This is a genomic window from Actinoplanes sp. NBC_00393 (assembly GCF_036053395.1).
GTDB lineage: Bacteria > Actinomycetota > Actinomycetes > Mycobacteriales > Micromonosporaceae > Actinoplanes.
The window spans coordinates 6,434,612-6,457,723 of record NZ_CP107942.1 but is presented as its reverse complement, the minus strand read 5'-3'; the positions used below and the strand labels follow the sequence as shown (position 1 = coordinate 6,457,723).

The 23,112-nt window shown below is 68.6% G+C and carries 20 protein-coding genes; 6 read left to right on the top strand and 14 right to left on the bottom strand.

What is annotated here, in order from left to right:
• Positions 1 to 892: 892 nt before the first annotated feature.
• The 4 genes from OHA21_RS30020 to OHA21_RS30005 are packed head-to-tail and all read right to left on the bottom strand — an operon-like array spanning position 893 to position 4,126.
• Complete coding sequence (locus OHA21_RS30020; RefSeq protein WP_328460521.1) at positions 893 to 1,156, bottom strand: DUF6510 family protein; 264 nt, start codon at positions 1,154 to 1,156, stop codon at positions 893 to 895.
• Positions 1,157 to 1,912 (bottom strand): ferredoxin reductase, encoded by a 756-nt coding sequence (locus OHA21_RS30015; RefSeq protein WP_328460519.1) that lies wholly within the window; start codon positions 1,910 to 1,912, stop codon positions 1,157 to 1,159. It lies immediately after the preceding gene.
• Complete coding sequence (locus OHA21_RS30010; protein WP_328460518.1) at positions 1,882 to 2,481, bottom strand: sulfite oxidase-like oxidoreductase; 600 nt, start codon at positions 2,479 to 2,481, stop codon at positions 1,882 to 1,884. Before OHA21_RS30010 ends, OHA21_RS30015 begins: the two co-directional genes overlap by 31 nt.
• 31 nt (positions 2,482 to 2,512) lie before the next feature.
• A complete protein-coding gene (locus OHA21_RS30005) occupies positions 2,513 to 4,126 on the bottom strand; it encodes a S8 family serine peptidase (RefSeq protein WP_328460516.1) in 1,614 nt (537 codons plus the stop codon).
• 111 nt (positions 4,127 to 4,237) lie between these two features.
• On the opposite strand from OHA21_RS30005, the gene OHA21_RS30000 reads away from it, so the two are divergent.
• Both OHA21_RS30000 and OHA21_RS29995 read left to right on the top strand, forming a co-directional pair.
• On the top strand, positions 4,238 to 4,672 hold the full coding sequence (locus OHA21_RS30000) for a nitroreductase family deazaflavin-dependent oxidoreductase (RefSeq protein WP_328460514.1): 435 nt from the start codon (positions 4,238 to 4,240) through the stop codon (positions 4,670 to 4,672).
• 63 nt (positions 4,673 to 4,735) lie between these two features.
• Positions 4,736 to 5,866: a DUF5925 domain-containing protein gene (locus tag OHA21_RS29995; RefSeq protein ID WP_328460512.1), complete on the top strand. Its 1,131-nt coding sequence runs from the start codon at positions 4,736 to 4,738 to the stop codon at positions 5,864 to 5,866.
• On the opposite strand, the gene OHA21_RS29990 is transcribed toward OHA21_RS29995, so the two are convergent.
• The 8 genes from OHA21_RS29990 to OHA21_RS29955 all read right to left on the bottom strand — a co-directional run bounded on the left by OHA21_RS29990 (position 5,867) and on the right by OHA21_RS29955 (position 14,405).
• Positions 5,867 to 7,801, bottom strand: a complete 1,935-nt coding sequence (locus OHA21_RS29990) for a S8 family peptidase (RefSeq protein WP_328460510.1) — start codon at positions 7,799 to 7,801, stop codon at positions 5,867 to 5,869.
• Positions 7,802 to 7,906: 105 nt separating this feature from the next.
• Positions 7,907 to 9,325, bottom strand: a complete 1,419-nt coding sequence (locus tag OHA21_RS29985) for a multicopper oxidase family protein (RefSeq protein WP_328460508.1) — start codon at positions 9,323 to 9,325, stop codon at positions 7,907 to 7,909.
• Positions 9,322 to 9,756, bottom strand: coding sequence for a hypothetical protein (locus OHA21_RS29980; RefSeq protein ID WP_328460506.1), 435 nt, complete (start codon positions 9,754 to 9,756; stop codon positions 9,322 to 9,324). The genes OHA21_RS29985 and OHA21_RS29980 overlap by 4 nt, the downstream gene beginning before the upstream one ends.
• 160 nt (positions 9,757 to 9,916) lie before the next feature.
• Positions 9,917 to 10,210, bottom strand: coding sequence for a DUF1540 domain-containing protein (locus tag OHA21_RS29975; RefSeq protein ID WP_328460504.1), 294 nt, complete (start codon positions 10,208 to 10,210; stop codon positions 9,917 to 9,919).
• A 315-nt stretch (positions 10,211 to 10,525) separates the two neighbouring features.
• Positions 10,526 to 11,719, bottom strand: a complete 1,194-nt coding sequence (locus OHA21_RS29970; protein WP_328460502.1) for an adenylosuccinate synthetase — start codon at positions 11,717 to 11,719, stop codon at positions 10,526 to 10,528.
• A gap of 28 nt (positions 11,720 to 11,747) precedes the next feature.
• Positions 11,748 to 12,707 (bottom strand): hypothetical protein, encoded by a 960-nt coding sequence (locus OHA21_RS29965; RefSeq protein WP_328460500.1) that lies wholly within the window; start codon positions 12,705 to 12,707, stop codon positions 11,748 to 11,750.
• An 11-nt stretch (positions 12,708 to 12,718) separates the two neighbouring features.
• Entirely contained in the window at positions 12,719 to 13,588 is an 870-nt protein-coding gene (locus tag OHA21_RS29960; protein ID WP_328460498.1) for a molecular chaperone DnaJ, read from the bottom strand.
• Positions 13,589 to 13,655: 67 nt separating this feature from the next.
• Complete coding sequence (locus OHA21_RS29955; protein WP_328460496.1) at positions 13,656 to 14,405, bottom strand: NUDIX hydrolase; 750 nt, start codon at positions 14,403 to 14,405, stop codon at positions 13,656 to 13,658.
• Between the two features lie 371 nt (positions 14,406 to 14,776).
• On the opposite strand from OHA21_RS29955, the gene OHA21_RS29950 reads away from it, so the two are divergent.
• Together OHA21_RS29950 and OHA21_RS29945 are read left to right on the top strand one after the other, a co-directional pair.
• Positions 14,777 to 17,914 carry a beta strand repeat-containing protein gene (locus OHA21_RS29950; protein WP_328460494.1) on the top strand — a complete coding sequence of 1,046 codons (3,138 nt, stop codon included), beginning with the start codon at positions 14,777 to 14,779 and terminating at the stop codon, positions 17,912 to 17,914.
• Between the two features lie 243 nt (positions 17,915 to 18,157).
• The gene (locus OHA21_RS29945) at positions 18,158 to 19,408 is read left to right on the top strand and encodes an IPT/TIG domain-containing protein (protein ID WP_328460492.1); all 1,251 of its coding nucleotides are present in this window, start codon (positions 18,158 to 18,160) and stop codon (positions 19,406 to 19,408) included.
• Positions 19,409 to 19,469: 61 nt separating this feature from the next.
• Here the strand turns inward: OHA21_RS29945 and OHA21_RS29940 are convergent, their stop codons facing one another.
• Both OHA21_RS29940 and OHA21_RS29935 read right to left on the bottom strand, forming a co-directional pair.
• On the bottom strand, positions 19,470 to 20,114 hold the full coding sequence (locus tag OHA21_RS29940; RefSeq protein ID WP_328460490.1) for a hypothetical protein: 645 nt from the start codon (positions 20,112 to 20,114) through the stop codon (positions 19,470 to 19,472).
• A gap of 67 nt (positions 20,115 to 20,181) precedes the next feature.
• Positions 20,182 to 20,493 (bottom strand): hypothetical protein, encoded by a 312-nt coding sequence (locus OHA21_RS29935; RefSeq protein ID WP_328460488.1) that lies wholly within the window; start codon positions 20,491 to 20,493, stop codon positions 20,182 to 20,184.
• On the opposite strand from OHA21_RS29935, the gene OHA21_RS29930 reads away from it, so the two are divergent.
• Positions 20,480 to 20,791, top strand: coding sequence for a hypothetical protein (locus OHA21_RS29930; protein ID WP_328460486.1), 312 nt, complete (start codon positions 20,480 to 20,482; stop codon positions 20,789 to 20,791). The two genes, OHA21_RS29935 and OHA21_RS29930, sit on opposite strands and share 14 nt — an antisense overlap.
• 359 nt (positions 20,792 to 21,150) lie before the next feature.
• Complete coding sequence (locus OHA21_RS29925) at positions 21,151 to 23,067, top strand: S8 family peptidase (protein WP_328460485.1); 1,917 nt, start codon at positions 21,151 to 21,153, stop codon at positions 23,065 to 23,067.
• Positions 23,068 to 23,112 lie beyond the last annotated feature (45 nt).

Here is a 23,112-nt window from a genome sequence, read left to right as displayed (position 1 = left end):
GCTTTCCGGGGCCGCGGGCATCCGCAGCATGGGTGAGCGATGTGACGCTGCCGGCCGATCATGCTGGTGACAACGCGAGCGCGCGGCTGAGGCCGCTGTTTCGGCCCGTTCGATCACTCAGCCGTCCACCAGCGTCGTCTCCCGGACGGGAAGACAGCACCACCGCGCGGCCGACCGATCAACCGAGCCCGAAACCCGGCCCCAGCCGCCCGGCAGCGACGTCACCCTCTCAGCCGAAGCCGTCCGCCGGCCCCAACTCCCAGCCGGCGCTCGTGAGACGGCCTTTGGTGCCACCCGGCTGGGAGTTACGGCTGCTCGGTGGCTCACCACCCCACGCCACCGAGCCACCCACCGCCCGCCGGCACGCTTCCGGGCTGGTCGCGGAGACGGGAAGCGACCCCGAGCGACAGACGGATCGGGTTTCGCCCGGTCGTACCGAGACGGTGCCGAGCGGCGGACGGACCTGGACTACGAAACGCGTCCAGAGGGCTTTTCGGCATCGGGGTCTCGCCGTCGGTCCGGAGTCAGCGGCCGTCCGCCGCCCGCCTCGATCGCGAGATATGCCGGGTGGGCCGGCCGGGTCGCGGTGCAGGCACGCACGCCGCCGCGGCCTGCGCTTCCGCCTGGAGCGCGTCAGCCCGCCCTCCCTTTCGTTCCAGCATGACCCGCACTGCCGGCTGAGCACCGTTCGCCCGACGACCGGCGCTCTCCAGCGAGAGACCTTCCGGGTAACGGCCACACCCACAGCGTGTGTACCTACACCCGCCACGGATGTGCCGGCATTCGGGAACCCCTATGTCTCCGGGCCGCCGGGCACTCGTCTGGTCGACGGCTACCTCACCGACACAGCTCTCTCCACCAACCGCAGCCGGACCCTGACCGCGGAAGGTGTCTAGATCTCGTCCTGCAGGGAGAGCTCCAGGCGGGTGGCGCCGGTCAGGCAGAGGAAGACGCGGTCAGGGGTGCGGACCAGGCGAAGGACCACGTCCTCGCAGTGCGGGCAGCGGCCGACCAGACCGGGGGCCGGCTCCCACACGCGCAGGGTGGCCACCGCGCCGGCGTGGCCGCAGCCGGCGCAGGTGAACACCGCCGTGGTCACGTCACCGGCGAAGACCTCGCGAAGGTCACCGGCGAGCGCATTCCCGTCGAGTTCCATTCAGGCACCTCCGAATCGCTCCGTGCGGATCCGTTTCGGGTCGTGCCCGAGCGCGACCAGAATGTCCGCGGCCGTCTCGACGAACGATGTGGGACCGCAGACGAAGCAGTCCGGCTGGAAGTCCGGCGGCCAGCCGTGCGAGTTGACGGCGGCCACGTCGATCCGCTTCGGCGGGACCGGTGACCCCTCCGGCGCCTTCCGGGTGTAGACGAAGTGCACGTCCAGGCCGGGGTCGTCGCGTACCCGCCGGCGCAGTTCGTCAGCGAAGCAGACGTCCTCCGGCGTGCGTACCGAATAGATCAGCCGGAACGGCTGGCGTCCGCGCGCCAGGCCGCGGGCCCGGATCATCGCCATCAGCGGCACCACCCCGGAGCCGCCGGCGATCAGCAGGACCGGCGCCGGCTGCTTCTCGCGCCAGACGAACCAGCCACCCACCGGGCCGCGCAGTTCGATCTGGTCACCCTTCGCCACCACGTCGGCGAGGTACGGCGACACCTCGCCGTCCTCCAGCCGCTGGATCGTCAGCTCGACCTGCCCGCCGTCGTCCGACGGCCACGCCGAGGCGATCGAGTAGCTGCGCTGGGCGGTGTACCCGTCCTCGGCGGTCAGCCGGACGTCGACGTGCTGGCCGGGCAGGTGTCCGGGCCAGTCCGGCACGTCGAGCACCAGCGTGCGCGCCGAACTCGTCTCCTGGCGGGTGTCGACCACGGTCGCCACCCGCCAGGTCAGTCTCCGTGGTACCGCTGCTCTGACCATGGGTCCCCATACATGTGGTAGCCGGCGGCCTCCCAGAAGCCGGGCTCGTCCTCGGGCATCATCCGCAGCCCGTTGACCCACTTCGCCGACTTCCAGAAGTACAGGTGCGGGATGAGCAGACGGGCGGGCCCGCCGTGCTCCGGGTGCAGCGGCTCGCCGTCGAACTCGTACGCGATCCAGGCCTTGCCGTCGAGCAGATCCTCGACCGGCACGTTGGTGGTGTAGCCACCGACGCTGTGCGCCATCGCGTAGTCGGCCGCGCTCTCCACGTCCTCGAAGAGCGTGTCCAGCGAGACACCCTTCCAGCCGGTGCCGAGCTTGGACCACTTGGTCACGCAGTGGATGTCGACCGTGATCTCCTCGGCCGGCAGCGCGGTGAACTCGTCCCAGTTCCACGAGTGCTTCTCACCGGTCTCGGTGACGATCGAGAAGCTCCACCGGTCCAGCGGGATCCGCGGGGTCGGCCCGGCGGAGAGCACCGGGAAATCGTGCGTCAGGTACTGGCCGGGCGGCAGGTCGGGCGACGAGTCACGCCGTCGCCCGCCGAAGCCGCGGGAGATGATGCCCATGAGGAATGAGTAAACCTCACTACGCGCGGGTTCAGGCCTTCACCGTGCCGCTGGTCACGCCCTGAATCGCCTTCGTGCTCACCAGGACGACCCGGTACGTTCCGCCCTTCACCAGCTTTGTCACCTTACGGCTGCTGGTCGCGGAGTAGGTGCGTACGGTCGTCCACTTCTTCTTCGTGTAGCGCTGCACCGACAGCTTCTGCTTGGCCGCGCCGGTCACCTTGACCGTGATCGCGCCGGCGCCGGAGCGGGCTGCCGTGACCTTGGCCCGCACCGTGTAGCCGCTGGTGGCCGAGGCGCCCGCTACCAGGAGGCGGGCCTGGAAACTGCCGGTCGCGGTGCGGACCAGGGTGTACCGGCCGCCGGCGTCGGTCTTCACCGTGGAGCAGCGCCAGGCCGCGCCGGCGACCGAGACGCAGAGCGACCCGGCCCGGTTGGCCAGCCGTGCGCCGGCCGAGGACGCGGTGAAGGTGGTGCTGGTTCGCGTGCCGTAGGAGACCACCTTCGTACGGACGTTGCTGACCACGGTCTGGCCGAGCGAGGCGAGCGCGGCGGCGACGTCGAGGCGCCCGTTGCCGTAGTCCCGGTCGAAGCCGGTAGCGCCCAGGTCCTTCGCGGTCCGCTCCAGCGCCTGCTCGATCTGGTCCGGGGTCGACGCCGGCCGGTACGCCTTGACCAGCGCGGCCGCCGCGGCGACGTGCGGTGCGGCCATCGAGGTGCCGCTCATCGAGGCGTATCCGCTGCGCCGCAGGGCGGTCGGGTAGGTGTTCAGGATGTCGCTGCCCGGGGCGGCGAGGTCGACGTAGTTGCCGGCGTTGGAGAAGTAGGCGTACTTGTCGGCCGAGTCGGTCGCCGCCACCGCGATGACGCCCGGGTCCGCGGCCGGGTAGCTGACCGGGCTGCCCTTGGTCCGCTCGTTGCCGGCCGCCGCGACCACGGTGACGCCCTTGCTGCGGGCGTACGCGATCGCGGTGGTCACCGCGCCGAGCTGGTCGTGCGAGCCCAGCGACATGTTGATCACCTGGGCGCCGTGGTCGGTGGCCCAGACGATGCCCTCGGCGGTGTCCGACATGAGGCCGCTGCCGGTGGCGTCGAGCGTCTTGACCGGCAGGATCTTCACGTCCGGGGCGATGCCGGCGACGCCGACCCCGTTGCCGGTCTTCGCGGCGATCGTGCCGGCCACGTGGGTGCCGTGCCCGTTCCGGTCGGTGTTCCCGCCGGCCCGGCCGGCGATCGTGTCGTACCCGGTGAGGACCTTGCCGGCCAGGTCGGGGTGGCTGCCGTCGACGCCGGTGTCGATCACCGCGACGGTGATGCCGGCGCCGGTGGACGTTCGCCAGGCCTCGGTCGTACGGATCTTGGTGAGATCCCACTGCGAGCTGCGGTACGGGTCCGAGCCGGCCGGTACGCCGATCGCGCGGACCGGGACGTCGGTCTCCACGCTGATGACGTTCGCCGCCCAGGCGGTCCCGACGCTGCCGGAGGTCTCGTGCACGGTGAAGACCGGCCGGCCCTCGCCGTCGAGCGTCGTGACGACCACCCGGCCCGGCCCGGCCTCGCTCGCCTGGCCGGCGGTGGGCGCCGCGAACACGCCCAGGCCCGCCGCCGTGGTCACCGCGAGGGTGCTGGTGAGAAGTCGCCGCACTGCCCTGTCCTCCGCTCGTCGATCCGGGGTCCTTCGGCAAAGGTCCGGCGGGCGGAGTGCGTTGCGGGCAGGGAACGGTAGCGGTCCGGGTGCGGTCGTAGACTCGGGATCATGCCGTTGACTGGTGAGTACGCGCCCAGCACGTCCGACTGGGCACGCAAGCAGGCGGAGAAGTACGAGGCGACTGATGGCGCCGAGGCGAACACCATCATGGATCGGCCGATCATCGTGCTGACGAGCGTCGGGGCGAAGACCGGCCAGTTGCGCAAGACCGCCCTGATGAGGGTGGAGCACGAGGGGGAGTACGCGGTCGTCGGATCACTCGGCGGCGCCCCGAAGAACCCGGTCTGGGTCTACAACATCCGCAAGAACCCGCACGTCGAGCTCCAGGACGGTGGGGAGAAGCACGACTACACGGTCCGGGAGGTCACCGGCGAGGAGCGGGCGATCTGGTGGGAGCGGTCAGTCGCCGCCTACCCGCCGTACGCGGAGTACCAGACCAAGACCGACCGGTTGATCCCCGTGTTCGTCCTCACACGCCGCTGAGTGACGCACTCTACGGTGGGAAAACGGGATGCCGATCGGCCGGTCGGCCCGGATCATGGAACGATGCGCGTACCGCACCAGTCCGTGGACCGGGCCGCCGGCCGTCCGGCCGAGCCGGCCGGGTTTTCGCTGCCGCTGGCGGGTTCCGTCGATGACGACGACCGGCTGGTGGACGTCGTCGACCTGCTGGCCCTCGACGCGTTCGTCACCGGCCGCGAGCCGTTCGGGCGGACCAAGTTCCTGGAGAACCTGCGGGCCGAGGCGCCGCTGACCATCCCGGGCGCCCGGCTGGTCCGCGAGGCCAAGGACGACGACGGGCACGGCCGGCTCAGCGTCGGCGAGGGCTGGTCGCTGCACGTCACCCGGTGGAAGCAGAGCCGGCGGGCCCGGGTCGAGGTCACCGCGATCAGCGCTGACCTGGCCGATCAGGTGCTCGCCGAGGTGGTCGCGGACGCCTGCGACGAGCCGGAGCCGGTGGCCGACAGCGTGCCGATCGGTTTCTGGCATCAGGGGCCGCACGGGCCGCGGCGTACCGAGCGGGAGATCGGCGCCACGCCGTGGGCCGAGATCCGCAGCAACTACGCCGGGCCGGTCGCCGACACCCTCGAGCGGCTCATGACGCTCGACGGTTCCGCGGTCAACGGCCGGCTCCTGCTGCTGCACGGCGAGCCGGGCACCGGCAAGACGACCGCCCTGCGGGCCCTCGCGCAGCAGTGGCGGGCCTGGTGCCAGGTCGACTGCGTGCTCGACCCGGAGCGGCTCTTCGCCGACCCGGCGTACCTGATGAATGTGGCTCTGGGCAGCGACGACGGCACCCAGAAGTGGCGGCTGCTGATGCTGGAGGACTGCGACGAGCTGATCCGCGGCGAGGCCAAGTCGAGCGCCGGGCAGGCGCTGTCCCGGCTGCTCAACCTCACCGACGGTCTGCTCGGGCAGGGCCGCAACGCGCTCATCGCGATCACCACGAACGAGGACCTGTCCGCGCTGCACCCCGCCGTGATCCGGCCCGGCCGGTGCCTGGCCAGCATCGAGGTGGGCCGCTTGTCGTACGCGGAGTCGGTCTCCTGGCTGGGCTCGTCCGCCGGGGTCGGGCCGGACGGCGCCACCCTCGCCGAGCTCTACGCCCTCAAGACCGGCGCCGCACCGGTGACCGTCCCGAAGCAGGAGTCGCCGATCGGCGGTATGTACCTCTGATCAGGCCCGGACTGTTCCGCTGGTGACACCCTGCACGGCGGCCGTGCCGGCCACCACCACCCGGTACCTCCCGCCGGCGGCCAGGCCGGTCACCTTGCGACTGGTGACTGCGGCGTACGTCTTCGCGGTCTTCCATTTGCCGCCGGTGTAGCGCTGGACCGTCACCTTCTGTCCGGTGGCCCCGGTGACGCGGACGGTCAGCGTGCCCTTACCGGCGCGGGCCACGGCCACCGTCGCCTTCACGGTGTAGATCGCGATGTCCGACGCCGCCGTGTTGGTGCTGGTGGCGGCCGCGGCCAACCGGACCCGGAAGGCGCCGGTGGCCTTCCTGGTGTAGGTGTACGTGCCCGCCGTGGTGGTGGTGGCCGGAGTGCAGGTCCACCTGCCTCCGACGGCCGAGTAGCAGACCGACACAGGCTGGGCCGCCCACGCCGTTCCGCCCGCAGCGACCGTGAACACCGTCCTGGTCGTCATCCCGTAGCCGACCTGTTTGGTGGACACGTTCGCGGTGACCACCGGGCGGGTCGGGGCGGGCGTCGGTGTCGGCGTCGGTGTTGGCTTTGGCGTCGGGCTGCTGGTGGGCGTCGGGCTGGTCGGTTCCGCGGTCGGCGGCTCCGTAGTCGGCTGGGTCGTCGGCTCCGTGGTCACCGTCGGCTCCGGCGCGCTGGTCACCGGCGGCGCGGTCGTCGGCGCGCTGCTGGCCGGCGGTGCGGTCGTCGGCGCGCTGCTCTCCGGCACGGAAGTGACCGGCGGGGACGTGGGCGCGACGGCCTCGAGCGCCCCCGCCGCGTCAACCCGCCCGTAGCCGTAGTCCACATCCTTGCCCGGCGCGCCCCGGTCCACCGCGGAGCTGGTCAGCGCACTCTCCACCTGGTCCGGCGTGATGCCCGGCCGGCTCGCGACCAGCAGCGCGGCCACGGCCGATACGTGCGGCGCCGCCATCGAGGTGCCGTTGTAGTACGCGTAACCGCCCTGCGGCACAGTGCTCAGAATGCCGCTGCCCGGCGCCGCGACGTCCACGTAATTACCGGCGTTGGAGTAGCTCGCGACGATGTCGGCCGAGTCGGTGGCGGCCACCCCGATCACGCCCGCGTCGGCGGCCGGATAGTTCGTCGGGCTACCCTGCGCACGGCTGTTCCCGGCCGAGGCGACCACCACCACGTTCCGGCTGCGGGCGTAGTCGATCGCAGTCGACACCGCCCCGGTCTGCGTCGTCGAGCCCAGCGACATGTTGATCACCTGGGCGCCGTGGTCGGCGGCCCAGACGACGCCCTCGGCGAAGTCGGAGGTCCAGCCCCGGTTGTCGGCGCCGAGAACCTTCACCGGCAGGATCCGGGCGTCCGGGGCGACGGACGCGACGCCCGTACCGTTGCCGGTGAGCGCCGCGATGGTGCCGGCGACGTGGGTGCCGTGCCCGTTCTCGTCGGTGGTGCCGCCGGGCGCGTCGGTGATCGCGTTGTATCCGGGCAGCACCTGCCCGATCAGGTCCGGGTGGGTGTCGTCCACCCCGCTGTCGACGACGGCGACGGTCACGCCGGCGCCGGTCGACCGCTGCCAGGCCTCCGGGACCCGCATGGTGTCCAGGTCCCATTGCGCCGAGCGCTGCGGGTCGGAGCCGGCGGCCTCGACCACGGCGTCGACCTCGACGCCCACGGCGTTCCTCGCCTGTTGCGCGGTACGGACGAGGCCGGCGGCGTCGTCCCGGTCAGTGGCCTCTTGAACGGTGACGACCGGACGGCCGTCGAGGTCCAGCGTGGTGCTGACCACCCGGGCCGGCCGGGCGGGGGAGATCACGGCCGGCAGCATCTCGTCCGGGCTCGCCGACAGCCCGTAGGTGACCGGTGCCCAGTCCGCGGTGCCGGCGGGTAGGGCGAGGGCGCCCACGCCCGCGACCGTCAGCGCCGCCAGTGCGCCCGCGATGTATCCGCGCCTCATCCCGTCCACCTCTCACCGGAAGGCGGCGCCACCCGGCCCCGCATCGGCAACTGTGGGCAGGGAGAAGTGCGGTCGTGGACGAGATCGGGTGCGGCTTCGGTGCGGTCACTCGGGCACGTTGCCGGCGTCGCCGCCGACCCGGTACGGCGTACTCACGCCGGCGTACGCCAGATGCGCGGTCAACCCCTCCGGGACGTGCTCGAGGTTGTGGCAGTGGTCGGCCCAGATCCCGGGGTTGTCGGCGACGAAGGCGATCTCGTACCGGTCGCCGTCGGCCACGTCCAGCGAGTCGATCCACCACGGGCTGCCGGTCGCGGCCACCCCGTTGCGGCTGAGCACCACGGCGTGGTGGCCGTGCAGGTGCATCGGGTGGACCTCGCCGCTGACGTTGCGGATGGTCATCCGGACCACGTCGCCGGTGCGGACCATGAACATCGGGACGTCCGGGAAGAGCCGGCCGTTCACCGTCCACCACATGCCGGGCATCCCGTCGAGGAAGCCGATCCGCTGGCCGATCCGGTAATCGAAGACGCGGGTGGCCGTCTGGGGGTCGAAGTCGATCGGCGCGGGTGACCCGTACGCCAGAAGGTCGACCAGCTCGCGCGGCTCGGCGGAGGCCGCCCCCGATCCGATGGCGGCGCCGCCGCCGACATCGACCCGGCCCGGCGCGGCGAGTTCCAGATCGACCCGGCCGCCCGCGGTGACCAGGACCGCCCGGCCGGTGATCGGCGTAGGCCGGTGCACGTCGCGCCCGTCCACCGCCACCACCCGGTACGCGGTGCTCGCCCAGACCCGGATCGGCCCGGCATCCGTGTTGATCACCCGGAGTCGTCCGACGCCGACCGGCAGCTCCGAGACGCCCGGCTTCCCGTTGATCGTCCGGCGGCCCTGATAGGTGTGAACCTGGACGACCCGGTCCCGTGGTCCGGGATTGATCACCAGCGCGCCGAACAGTCCACCCCGGACCTGCTCGTGCGAGACCTGGTGGGAGTGGTACCAGTAGGTGCCCGCGTCCCGGGCGACGAACCTGTACACGTGACTACGGCCGGGAGCGACCGCGTCCTGGGTGATGCCGGCGACGCCGTCCTCGCCGTTCGGCACGTCGACGCCGTGCCAGTGCAGGGTCACCCCGGCCGGCACCGACTCGTTGACCAGCTTCACCTGGACCAGGTCGCCCTGCCGAGCGCGGATCTCCGGGCCGGGGGAGGAGCCGTTGATCGTGTACGCGTCACCGTCCTGCCGGGCGGTGAGGGTGACGTCGACCGCGGGTGGTCCGGACGGGCCGCGCAGATCCGCGACGCTGATCCCACCGGTGTGCTGGTGATCGACCGCCGGGCCGCCGCCGTAGTCGGGTTGTCCCATGGCGGCCATGTCGTAGGTGCCGGGGACCAGGCTGTCGTACCAGAACCAGCCGAGCGGCCCGAGCACGGCGAGGGCCGCCACCGTGGCGATGGCGGCCCTGGTCCGGGTGCTGGCGCCGGCGGTCCTCGTCCGGGTGCTGGCGCTGGCGGTCCGGGTACTCAAGAGACAGTGGCCGGCTGGGCCGGAGCCGGGGTGCCGGCCTCGCGGGCCTTGCGGGCGGCGACGCCGGCGACCCCGGCCAGCGCGAACGCGTTGACCCCGTGCAGCAGGCCGAGAAGCGGGGCCGCGAAGCCGGCGAAGGCCAGGACGACCTGCAGGACGGTCACGCCGAGGGTGATTGCGGCCCACTTGATGCCGCCCGGGATCCGGGCGAAGAACGAGACGATCAGCAGGACCAGGGCCAGCAACGGCATGACCAGTACGCCGATCTGCCCGTGCAGGACGTGCGCCCAGTTGCTCTCGGAGTTCTTGTCCAGGACGGTGCCCGAGTCGAGGTCGTTGAGGACCAGGAACCAGGCGCCGGCGATGACGGCGGCCTGGACGACGACGCCGATCGAGATGAGCATGGCGAGAATGCGATAAGCAGTACGCACCGGACTTTTCCCCCTTCGTGCCGGACCACCTCAGCATCGGTCCGCGGCGACGGGGCAGGCAATACGCCCGGAAGCGTATTTCCTGGTAGGACGTACGGCGTACGCAACGGGCCCGCCACCTCACGGGGAAGGTGGCGGGCCCGGAAGAATCGCTGGCGACTCAGCCCTTCGAATACGTCAGGCAGTCGGCCTTGTCGGCGGAGGCGCCCACGGTGATCGCCGGGGCCCGGCACTCCAGGTTCTCGTTGTACGTGCAGTCGGCGCGCTTGCAGGCGCCGACCTGTGCGGTGGCCACGCCCATGCCGCCCTGCTCGCCGGAGTTGATGAAGGTGTCGCACTCGGCGGTCTGCATGCTGCCGATGGTGATCGCGAAGGCGGTACAGCCGTCGTGGTTGTACCCGCATTCGGCGACGGTACAGGTCTGCACGCGGGGCATGTTCATCATCTGCGTCACGGTTACCAGCTCCCCTGATGGTTATTGGCCTCGTGCCGACCATAACCCCGTTCCAGGCTCGTTTCCACTTATCCAATTGATGTTGTCATAAAGATTCATCTCATTAGGTAAGGCTTACTTTCGAGCCGTTAGGTAAGGCAGCCCTAACAATTCATGACCATTCTTTGAAGATCGAAAACCGCCGCTGGGCCGAGTTTACGGGGCTTTTGTCCGCTCGTGTCCGGTTTCTCGAGTGGCTGCGATTGGATCTCGGTTTCTGGCTCTTTTCGGAGGGTAACGCTATTTGTTGCCCGGAGGTAATCCGGTTCGAATTAGTCACGTAAATGCGCGGTGGCGCTTGTCCCGGGTGGTCGGGCCGTGCGACTCGAGGACCACCGGCGCATTCAGGAGATCGGAGATCTCGGCGGCCCAGTCGTCCGGGCGGTAGAGGGATTCCGGGCGGGCCCGCAGCAGCCGCCGGCCGATCCGCTCCTGGTAATCCAGATCGCGGGGCGGGCCGGGAACGATCCGGTCCCAGGACTCGCCGTCGACCCGGTAGGACGGGCAGATCCGTAGATCGGGGCACCGGTCCGGGACGTCCAGGTGGGTCACCGCGAGCGCGTCGACGCCGCCGGTCACCTCCATGGCGTACCGGTGGGCGACGGCATCGAAGTGGCCGGTCCGGAAGGCGCCCTGCCAGGCGTCGCGGCCGTTGTGCGCCTCGGGCAGGTCCAGCTCGGGTGCCTCGGTGACGAACGGGCCGGGGCCGTGCCGGGTGGTGTAGGTGCGGACCACCCCGAGCCTGCGGAACGCGGGGCAGAGCGCGGCGACATTGTCGAAGGTGGTCGTCGACCAGGTGGTGTGCGGATGCCAGCCGTGCCACTCGTCGAGCAGGACACCCTGGGCGCCCTCGAAGACGCACGGACCCTCGGCGAGCAGGCGGTCGGTGTGGTCGTCGTGGACGATGCGGACTGTTCGGGCGAAGGCGGTGAACGCGTCGACCACGTCGTCGAGCGGGAACTCGCAGTCGCCGAGGGCGTCGCGGACAGCCGCTAGGCGGCGCCGCAGACGACCCGGCCGGAGGGTGTCGGCGATCCTGGGGGCATCGGGAGCGCGTAGGGCGTACGCCATCGTTTCTCCGATGCCCATGCCGCACGTACCGTGACGTCGCGTTGCCCTGTTTCGTTGATTCGCGGCGCGATGCCACGGAGTGGCGAGCAGGGCGTCCCCATCCACCGTGAGCAGGTGAAAGGGGTTGCCCAACGCCTTCGCCTCGGCGGCCAGCGCGAGCGGATCGACCACGCAGAAGCGGGTGAGATGAGTCGGGACGCCACGCAGCGTGCCGGAGCCGAACTGGGCGAAGGTGTGGTGCCGGCCGTCCTCGGTGATCACGTTGTGCGCGGCCTGCGCGCCGCCGTTGAACCTGATGACCGCGCTGATCTCCCGTTCGGCGCAGAGCGCGTCGACGACCGTGCCCTTGCCGGCGTCACCGTAACCGAGATCAACGACCGCGACGTGCTCGCCGCTCACAGCCGGCGGCTCCCTTCGGCGAGGCGCTTCACAGCCGCTGGTTGCCGCTGGGGCCGGCGGTGATCTCGAAGGGCGCGTCGCGGACCACCGGGTTGCGCGGCAGCCTGGCCAGCGCCCGGCCGACCGAACCACCCGCCACCGAACCGACGTCGGACAGATCGGCGATGCCCTCGTCCAGATCGATGGCGTCCTCGCCGAGACCGACCGTCAGCGCGATCGTCTCGCACACCGCGTCCAGATCGTCGAGTTCCAGCACGTTCTGGCCGAGCAGCGACTTCCAGCGGGCCAGCACCTCCTTGTCGCCGCCCCAGCCGGCCGCGGTCGGCAGAATGTAATAGACGTCGAACTTGCGCTGCAGCTCGTGCAGGATGTCCTCAGTGGCGATCTTCCTCGGCAGTTCATCTCCGATGACCGCCTTGACCTCGCCCGGCTTCACCCACGGGTACGGCATCTCGTCGCCGATGATGAACAGATAACCGCGCCGGCCCCGGTTGATCATCGAGTCGAGGATCGTGTGCCGGGCCATGAAATAGAGCGCCAGTTCGTAGGACTCGCGCTTCTGCCCGCCACCGCCGCCCTCCAGGACGATATTGGCGAGGTCGTCGTCCATCCGGTTGTCCGACTCGAACTGCCCGATCTGCAGCGGCGCCCGGTCACAGGTGGCATCCCCGATCGCGCCGAACATCAGCTGCGGATCGATCGCATAGTTCTTCCTGGTCAGCAGGCCCAGCAATTGCGGCAGTTTGGTCTGCAGGACCCGCGGCACGTTACCCATCGATCCGGTCACGTCGAAAAGGACGGCGATCGGCGTACTGAACGGGTGCTCATCGGAATCCCGGCTCTCCCGCATGAAAACACCCTGCGGATCAAGATCGGGATGCACCGTACGGGCGCCGCCGTCGCTGTAGGCGAAAGCGCTCTGCCCACGGGCGGCCCGGTAGTCGGCCGCCGCGGTGTAGACATCAGTTGACCAGCGTCCGCTTCCCATTTGCGTCCTCCTCAGATCTCGTCCAGTTGAGCCAGCAGCGCCCAGGCGTCCGTGGTCCGCCGGTAGGCGAACCTGCGCAGCGGCGCGGGCATCTTGTCCCCGAGCAGCCGGGTGATCAGGCCGTTGGCCATGTAGATGTCGGTGGCGGGCGTAGCGGTCCGGTCGTGCAGCACCTCCGGCGGGTAGGCGGATTTCCACGCCTTCACTATCGCCTGCGGTCGATCCCCGGAATAGCACCAATCGACCAGAGTCAGCCCCCGGAACTCGGGGTGGATCAGCACGTGCGGCTCCAGAACCGCCCCGTGGATCACGCCCGCGCGGTGCGCCCAGCCGAGCGCGACAAGCAGTTTGCGCCAGATCCAAATGCCGTCCGCCAGGCTGCCTATCTGCTGGATCGGCCGCATGCCGTGCTGCCGCCGGAGCACGTTGACCGTCCGCCTTTTCCGGTCCCGGTCCTCGAAGGTGAAGGTGTCGAGGAGCCGTGGAGCGTAGGCCCGGAATTTCGGATGGCCGTTTTCGCGGAGGGTGCGCAGGGCGGTGGCTTCCGCCCGCATCAGATCGTTGTCGGCGGGGTCGCGGGGCACTTTCAGGAGGGCGTCGCCGTCTTTCTCATAGAAGTCCGCGATGTCGCCTCGGTGCAGTCGGCTGTTCCCCGGCCGGCTCGCGCTTTGCTTCCGGTTCGCTCCCGCCTCCGCGTACAACGCGGAGAGCTTGGCGAAGGCCTGCGTCGCGGTCGCGCTTTGCGCCGCGCTCACGGTGTCCGGGTGGACCACCTTCACCCATTTCCGGTACGTCTTCGCGCGGCCGCTGTCGTCCGTTGTGAGTTCGCTGAACCGCCGAGCCGCCATGATCCGCGGAACCGCCTCGTCGAAGGTGATCATCTGCCCCGCCGCCTCCAGGACCTCCGGTGGCGCCCCCGATAGTGCTTCGGCCGTCTCTGCGTTTCGGTCATCTCACCCGGTCCTCCCTGGTAGGCCTCAGCAGAGCCGGATGCAGCAGCCGCGCATCCCCGGCCCGGTAGAGCTTCGCCCTCGGCCCACCCCGCTCCCCACCACGCGCCGTGGTGTGCCCGGTCCCCTCCACAAAGCCCGGCACGCTCAGCACTTTGCGGTGAAAGTTGCCGGCGTGCAGCTCCTCGCCCCAGACCGCGGCGTAGACGTTCCGCAGCTCGCTGACCGTGAACTCGGGGTCGGTGAAGGCCGTGGCGAGCGGGGTGTACTCGAGCTTGGAGCGGGCCCGCTCAAGCCCGTCGGCCAGCACGTCGTCGTGGTCGAACGCCAGGTCCTTGGCCTCGTCCACCGGCACCCAGTAGGCCCTCGCCGCATCGCTGCCGGCCGTGGGCTCAGGAAGTCGCGGCGCGAACGCCAGGTAGGCGACGGAGACGACGCGCATCCTGGGATCACGGTCGGGGTTGCCGTAGGTCTTGAGCTGCTCGAGGTGGACGCGGTCGAGCTGTCCCTGCCCAGGGGTCAGGCCGGTCTCCTCAGCGAATTCTCGCAGGGCGGCATCGTCGAGGGTCTCCTCGCGCACGAAGCCGCCGGGGAGGGCGCGCTGCCCGGCGAAGGGCGGCGCGCCGCGCTCGACGAGCAGCACGCAGAGCTTCCCGTCTCGGATGGTCAGCGCGACGACGTCGACAGTGACCGCGACAGAGGGATATTTCGCGGGGTCGTAACCCGCCAGGAAGTTCGCCTCGTCCATCCTGCCCGCCTAACTGCTCAGGTATTTCTCGTTGTGAGTAGGACTCAATCTGAGATGAACCTAGCCACGGGGTGGATCCTTGTCAATGCGGCGGGCCGGGGAAGTTCGGATGTCACACTCCGCAGCCGTTTCACTCGGATCCGCGCCTATCTGGCGTTATGGCTGCCACCCCGGGTGATGTCCGGATCTGGCAGTCCGCGGCGCCGCCTGCTACGAGGAATGTCTGACATATGAGGATCTTTCTGAGTCTTACCTGTTGAATCACCACGAATCGTTACGCTTCCGGCGAGACGGCCCGCGACGGTTCGCCGAGCGCCCGGGCCCTACCGAATCCAGCGACGCGGCCTTAAGGGCCCGTAGGAGGACCTCGCATGCGTAAGTCCAAAACCAAAGCCCGGCTGGCACGTGCCGGGCTGGCGACAGGGGTGGTGGGGGCCTCCCTGCTCGTCGCGCCAGGCGCAGCTGCAGCAGCTGCGCTCACCAGCATCACGCCCAACAACGGCCCAGCCGGCCTAACCGTGACCGTCACCGCATCGAACACGACCGGTAACACCACGTCGTTTGCCGGCACAACGCCGGCGATGCTCCTGGGCACTGGTGGGGCGAGCGCCACCTGCCCAGCCTCGCCGAGCAGCCCTCCGGCTGGGTTCTATGCGGCGACCTCTCCGACCAAGACCGGCGCTGGCACCGCGACATTCGTCATTCCGCCGGAAGTGCGCGTGCCAACCGGTGGTACTCCAGTGGCCTACCGAGCTTGCGTTTACAACGACACCTACCTGGTGGACGACGATCCGGCCAACATCTTCACCGTCAAACCGACATTCTCGGCCATCAGCCACACCTCGGGTCCGGCTGGGCTCACGCTCACCGTCACCACATCTGCGTCGACCGGGAACAACACGTCGTTCGCTGGAACGACGCCCGCATTGCTGTTGCGCGCTCCCGGCACTGCGACCGCTTGTCCGGCAAACGCGTCCAGCCCGCCGGCTGGCTTCACCGCAGCCACGTCGCCCTCCAAGGTCGGGGCGAATTCAGCGACCTTCGTTGTTCCGACAACCCTGAAAGTGGAGGGTGGCAACGCGCCCTCTACCTATCGGCTGTGCGTCTACAACGACACCAACAAGTTGATCGAGGATCCGGCGCACACCTTCACGGTGACGCCGGCGCTCAACCCGGCAGGTGGCCCGAGCGGGACCACGGTCACTGTCGAGGCTCCGGTTGCCAACGCCTTCGCCGGGGGCACGCCGGCCGCCATTTTCACTACGGCGTCTTCGTGCCCGACGAATTACAGCACGACGGCTGCGTCCGGCCAGACCGTGGGTGCTGCGACCAGCCCCACCAAGGTGGACAACAACACCGCCACCTTCAACGTGCCGACCACGTTCGCCCTCTCGTCGACCGCGTTGTCGCGAGCGGTCAACCTGTGCGTCTATGTCGGCAGCGCTGCCGACAGCGCGCTCGCGGTGGCCACTCCGCAGCCGTTCCTCGTGACTCCGAACGTCACGACCAACCCCACCACGGGTGCGGCCGGTAACACCAACAACATCACGTTCAGCGTGCCCACCGCCACCGGGGTGTTCACTGCCGCCCCAGCGGTGCGGTTCAGCGCCAATGGCTGTGCCGCCACCTACGGCACTTCCAGCGGCCCCGAGGCGACGAGCGAAGCACGTACCTCGAACACCGTGGCGACGGGTGTCATTCCGGCTGCGGCTCGAGCGACCGCCGCCAGCACCCCTTACTCGGTGTGTGCTTACGCCGGAACTGCTTCGGATTCCGCCCTGATCGGTGTCAGCGCGAACGCGTACACCGCGACGGTGCCGTCTCCCACACTGAGCGCCACCATTGGCAAGGCTGAGGGCGGCAACGGCATCACCGCCACGTCCACCAGCAACTTCCTTCTTGGTGTGACCACCCCAGGCGTCACCTTCACCGCCGGTGAGCGATGCCCGGAACGCTACAACCCAATCACGGACGTGAACCGAGCGTCGCCTTCGGCCCGGCGACTCGCAAACAACCGTATGGCCATCACGGTTCCTGATCTGCGACCGCTGGTGAACTCGGAGCCCACGCCATACACGATGTGCGTCTACGACAGCACCAACACGAGCACAAGCGTCGTTGTTGCAGCGGCGACCTACACCGCCGCGACGGTGCAGACCCTCGACGCCGTTTCGCCCGGCTCGGGATCGTCGCTCGGTGGCACTGAGATCGTGGTGACGGGCACGAATTTCCCGACCACCGCCAACTCCATCACCGCGACGCTCGGTGGTGAACCGCTGCTGAACGTCACGCCGGTCGACACGACCAAGTTCACCGCGACCACGCCGATGCATGTCGCCGAAGACGACGTCTCCCTCGTCGTGACGACCTTCGCCGGCACGGCGACCGCGTCCAATGCGTTCGACTATCAGGACACCATCGAGTCGACGCCGAACACCGCGCCGAACACCCTTGCGAGCATCGACCTTACGGTCAAGGGCGTCGGTTTCGGAGACGGGGAGGACTTCGACGGCACCCTGGGCGGTGCACACATCTACCTCACCCGCGGAGTCTACGACCCGACCGACACCGGTAGTGGCCGTAAAGTTAATGGCCCTGTTTCTGAGTGTGGCGACGTTCTCGTCATCAGCGACACGGAACTCGTCTGTAATTTGCGACTGAATCGACGCCTCAACGCGACAGGAAACATCGCCCGCTCCGCGCTCACGCTGACTCCTGCATTGACGGTCGTTACCGGAAGCCGTGTTCTTACCTCTGGGACCGACATTTTCTCGGCAAGTGATGTTGGCAAGCCGATCGCCCAGATTTCGGGCGCGGCGAATGCGATCCCGGCTGGTGCTGTTATCACTGATGTAGTCACGGCGAAGATTGCAGTGATCTCCAAGAACATCGGCGGTGCTGGCGGTTCGGACGTTGTTGCGGTGGTTGGTGCGCCATCGACAGCGGTGGAGACTAATTCAACCGTCGACACGAATACCGACAACACGCTTGTCGCTGATGCGCTTGTCTTCACGTCTGCTGACATCGGCAGTCTGGTTGTGGGGCCGGGTCTCACCGCAGGAGCGACCATCCTGGCGGTGAGCGGTAACACCGCCACAATCTCAGCAAATACAACTGCCACCGCTAGCAACCAGGCGTTCACCATCGTGGCGCCGAGCGGTGTTGTTCGTGCGAACGCAACCATCGACACCAGCAACGACGACACACTTTCGGCCGACGTGGGCACCTTCTCCAGTGCCGACGTCGGAGCTACGATCATCGGCGGCGGAGGCATTGCCGCCGACACGGTCATCACGGCTGTTAATACCGATGGCTCCGAGGCCACAATTTCCCAAGCATCCTCGGGTGGTGGAGTGAGCAATGTCAAAGCAGTAATCATCTCGCCTCTCCCCGTTCCAGCTGGCGCCTACTCGCTGACCTACGTCAGTGACGGTGACGTCGGAGCAACAGGCGCTGGCTACAGCCAGAGCGTCGTTTCCAACGCATCTACCTTCACGGTGACCAAGTAGATCCCCGGCTCTAGATCAGGTGCGATAACTTAATTGCGGCGACCCGGAACCGAACGGTTCCGGGTCGTTGCTGCATTCATGCCAAAACGGGCGGGTGAGCCAATTTCACTTATCTTCATCAGTCTCCAAAATATCGTCCTATGGCGGAGTTAGGCTGCTGGACGAGACGGCCCGCCGACGACTCTCTGCCGGGCCCCGTTATCCGACCCAAACGGTCCATTGAAAGGCCGTAGGAGGATCTGCATGAACAAGTCCCAAAGAAGCGCTCGCCGGCGGATGGCGCGTGTCTTTTCGGCGGTGAGCGCCGTGGCGGCTGTGGCGGCCGTCGGCGTTACCGCTGCCCCGGCGTATGCGGCTTCGGTGCCGATGACGCTGAGCATGACTTCCGGCCCGAATGGAGGCGGCAATTCGGTTACCGCCACGGCGACTCCGACCACGGCGGTCCCGACGCCCTTCCCGGAGAGCGAAGACCCTCTGGTGGTGCAGTTCCAGTTCTACAGCGCGGCCGCGCCGGCCAACGCGTCGTGCGGCGCGACATATCGCACGCCTGCCGCAATCGCGGCGACCGCCGGAGTCAACACTGCCGGCATTAAGGACTCACCCAGTGTGAAGCGCGTGTCCGCCACCAAGATCGCGTTTGCGGTACCGGAAGATCTGCTGCTCCAGACCGGTCAGACGACCTCCAGGTGGAATGTGTGCGTCTACGACCAGGCGGACACCACTGAGGGTGAGTTGCTCGCCACCGGGACGTACAGTCTTGCGGTCCGCCCGGTGATTACCAGCGTCAATCCGATCAGCAGTCCTGCTCTCGGCGGTCAGACCATCACCGTCTTGGGTGAGGGTTTCTCGACCGTCGCCAACGCGACGACTGCGACCGTGGGTGGCTCGGCGCTGACCAACATCAAGGTGGCCTCGAACGGTCGGAGCTTCACCGCCACGACGCCGCCACGTTCGGCGGAGGACGAGCTGGCGGTGGTCGTGTCGACCGTGGGCGGTGTCGTCAACAGTCTCGACCCTGACAACAACGGCGTGGTGGCGGATGATGGCGACCCCGCGACCCCCGATGAGTCGATCTACTTCGAATACACCAACGGTGTCACGATCACGCCGAACACCTCGCCGGCGGATAAGACGGTGGACATCGACGTTCGTGGTGTCGGCTTCCAGCAGTTGCGCTTCGACGCCGATGGGGCCGCGGTAGACGACACCGCGCACGTGTTCCTCGTCCAGGGCACCTACACGAAGGCCACCAACCGCGGTGTTCAGGAGTGCGGCGACGTCCTGGTCATTGACGACACTGAGCTCATCTGCTCGGTGGATCTCTCTGCCGACCGGCTCGATCCCACCGACCACAGCCAGACCGTCAGCGGTGGGGTTCTGGAAGGCACCTATACCGTGACCGTGGTGAACAACGGCGACCCGGCCGTGGCGGACGCCGATCTCAAGCAGACGATCGTCAGCAGCGGCGCGACCTTCACCGTCGCCCCGTACTGATCCAGTTCGGATTAGCAGCGGCCCGGAGCCTTCGCTCCGGGCCGTTTGTGTTCGTTGTCTGTCAGGTCAGCTTCGTCCACTCCCTGTTCACGGCCACGACGCTTCGCTCCTTCGATGGCCGGCCGTCTTTCTTCACTGCCACCGTATACACGCTCTTGGCGGCGCTCACCCGCCAGCAAATCAACAGCGTCGACCGTTCCTTGGCCGGCACGCTTCGGCTCAGCCGGATCTTCTGGGTGCAGCTCACCTCGCCGATCTTCTCGTGATCGTCGGTGACCCAGGCAAGCTCCTTCTGCCCGGTCAGATCGTGCCGCGAGGAATAGAGGCGGCGCAGTTCGCCGTGGTCGTCCTTGTCCACCGTGGCGTTCAGTTCGGACTCGGGCACCTGCCATCCGCCGGCCTGCGGTAGCAAGGGGTGCGAGATCGGCCTGGTCTGCTTGGCGGCTGTTTCCCGTACGCGGCGGATCCGTTCCTCCTGCGAACGAGGCCGAGCGGTGTCCTCTCCCCGCGACGAGGAAAGCGACGAGGAGACCGGCGAGGAGGAGATCGAGGCCGACGACACGCCGGACTCTGCATCGAGAGTCACCAGCGGCGCTGACTGGCGTACGGTCTCGTCCGTTCTAAGGGTGATGGCTGCGGCGGCGCCAGTTCCGAGCACAGCCAGCGTGGCGACCCCGATGATTGCTTTTGACCGGCGGTTACGCATGTTTGACCTTTCCGGCTAATAAAGAGGGCCGCGGTGACTCGGAAGAGTCCCGCGGCCGTCGTGTGTTTCAGCCCAGCTTCATCCATTCCTTTTGCAGGGCGGCGACCGTCTTCTCCTCCGACGGCCGGCCCTCCTTCGTCACCGCTACGGTGACCACGCTCTTCGCCTCCGACGTACGCCAGCAGAGCAGCATGCTCGGCCGCTCCGTGGGTTTGGTGTCGTTGCTGAACCGGAACCGCTGCGTGCAGCTGGCGTCGCCGACCTTGTGACCCTTGTCCGCGGCCCAGAGCATTTCGCGCTGGCCGGTGAGGTCGTACTTGGCTGACACCACGCGCAGGGTTTCGCCGTCGCGCAGCGTACCGGTGTTGGTGACGCTCACCGGCCCGGTCGCGCCCGGCTTCGGCTTCGGAATGTTCGGCCGCTTCAACGTGATGCCTGCCTTCGCGGCCGCGGCCCGGGCGGCCGCGATCTCCTCGTCGACCGACTGGCTCTTCGAAGGTTTCGGCTTCGATGCCTTCCCAGCAGCCGCGGCGGTAGGTGCGGCAGACGCTGCGGCCGGCGACGGTGAACTGGCGGGAGCCGACGCCGATGCCGCTGTCGAGCTCACGGCCACATCCGGCGATGCTGCAGCGGATACCGACGGGGCCAGGGCGACCGGCTGCGGAACATCAGCCTGATCGGTGTCGCCCGTGTTGACGGCGAGCAGTGTCACGGCGACTGCCGCGACCCCGGCGGCTCCCGCGGCCACCGCATACCTGCGCCGGTTACGAGGCGCGGCTGGTTCGATCTGTTCGCTGTTGGCCATGCCATTTCCTTCAGGGTTTCGACTTGGCGCTTCCCCACGACTCTCGCGGGGTCATGTCCAGCCCCTCATGTTTCCAAAGATCAGGACAAACTGGGTCGAATCCAGCAACCTCCCAGGTTCGTGGCAGATCGAGCACCGTGCTACCAACGCGCACCGGTCTGACTACTGCCGCCACACCCGCCCCCTCCGAATCTGGTTCCCGTAGGCAATTACGTGAGGGGACGTAGTTTGATGAAGGCTCAGATCATCCGTAAGTTCGCCGTCGGCACCGTCGCGGCCGGCGCTCTCGCCGCTGTCGGCGTTTTGGCTCTGCCGGTCGGCTCGGCGGGTTGGGAGCCTGTCACCTACGGTTTGACCGCCAGCCCGGCGGAGTTGGTGCCGGCGACGGTGTCGGTGGAGAAGCCGGCGCGGATCGTGACGACCACGGTCGGTAAGGACGGCCGGCCGGTGATCACGGTTCGTGAGGCCACCGACCGGGATACCGCGGCCGAGATGGTCGCGGAGGGGCAGGACGCCGAGGACGCGGTCAGTGTCGAGGTGGACGCCCCGATGTACACCATGGGTGTCCCGACCGGTTCGGACCCCAGCCGCAGCAAGCAGTGGGACTTCGCGAAGCTGAAGATCGCCGAGGCGTGGAAGAAGTCGACCGGCGAAGGCGTCACCGTCGCGGTGATCGACACCGGCGTGGACGTCAAGCACCCGGATCTGGCCGGCAACGTGCTGCCCGGCTACGACGCGATCGCGAACAAGGCCGGCACCAGCAGTGACGGCAACGGGCACGGCACCCACGTGGCCGGCACCATCGCCGCGGTCACCGGTAACAACGTCGGGATCTCCGCGGTCGCGCCGGACACCAAGATCCTGCCGGTCAAGGCGCTCGGCGCGAACGGCAGCGGCAACATGTCGGACGCCGCCGAAGGCATCATCTGGGCCGCCGACCACGGCGCCCAGGTGATCAACATGTCGCTCGGGTCCACCACGAAGGTCACCGCGGTGACCAACGCGATCAACTACGCGCGCAGCAAGGGTGTCACCGTGGTCGCCGCGGCCGGCAACAGCCGCAGCTCCGGCAGCCCGACCTCGTACCCGGCCGCGGACGCCGGGGTGATCGCGGTCGCCGCGACCGACAGCAACGACAAGTACGGCTCCTACTCCAACGCCGGCAGCTACGTCGACGTCGCCGCGCCGGGTAGCAGCATCATGAGCACCTATCCGACCGCGCTGGGCTCGTACAAGTCCATGAACGGCACCTCGATGGCGTCGCCGCACATCGCGGCGGTCGCCGCGCTGCTCAAGGCCGCCAACCCGGCGCTGACGCCGGACCAGATCGAGGCCGCGATGGAGCAGACCGCGGTCGACCTGGGCGCCAAGGGCTTCGACAAGGACTACGGCAACGGCCGCGTCGACCCGGTCGCCGCCCTGGCCAAGGTCGCCCCGGCACCCACCACCGCCCCGACCACCGCCCCGACCACGGCACCCACCACCGCCCCGACCACGGCACCGACCACCGCTCCGACCACCAGCGCTCCCACCACGAGCGCCCCGACCACCAGCGCCCCGGTCACCACGGCGCCGACCACCGCTCCGACCACGGCTCCGACCACCAGCGCCCCGGTCAAGACCGCGCCGGTGATCACTGTCGCCTCCAGCGCGCCCGAGGTCGCGTACGGAAAGAACTCCGTCACCACCTTCACGCTGAAGGCGAACGGCAAGGCCCTGGCGAAGCAGCCTGTCTCGGTCGTCATCACCGAGGCCGGTGGCGAGGTGCAGCGCACCGAGGCCAAGACCACGGCGGCCGGCACCGTCGTGGTGACCCGGGCGGCGAAGGCCGCCTACCAGGTCTACGTCGAGGTTGCGGAGTCGAACACGACCGCGGCCGCGACCTCGGCTACGGTCAGCTACAACGTGCGGGCCACGGTGGGCGCCGTCCGTAGCGGCACCCGGATCATGACGGTCACCATCGCCGGCGTCGACGGGCAGACCGCGGACGTCCAGCAGTACAAGTCGGGTTCGTGGCAGTCCGTCGCGACCTACGAGGCCAAGTCGAGCGTCCGGGTCGGCAACCTGACCCGCGGCCAGAAGTACCGCGTAGTCGTACCGGACAGCGCCTCGATTCTGGGCGCCACCAGCCCGACCGTGACCGCCTGATCAAGTAGACGGGCGCGGCAACTCCGAGGAGTTGCCGCGCCCGCG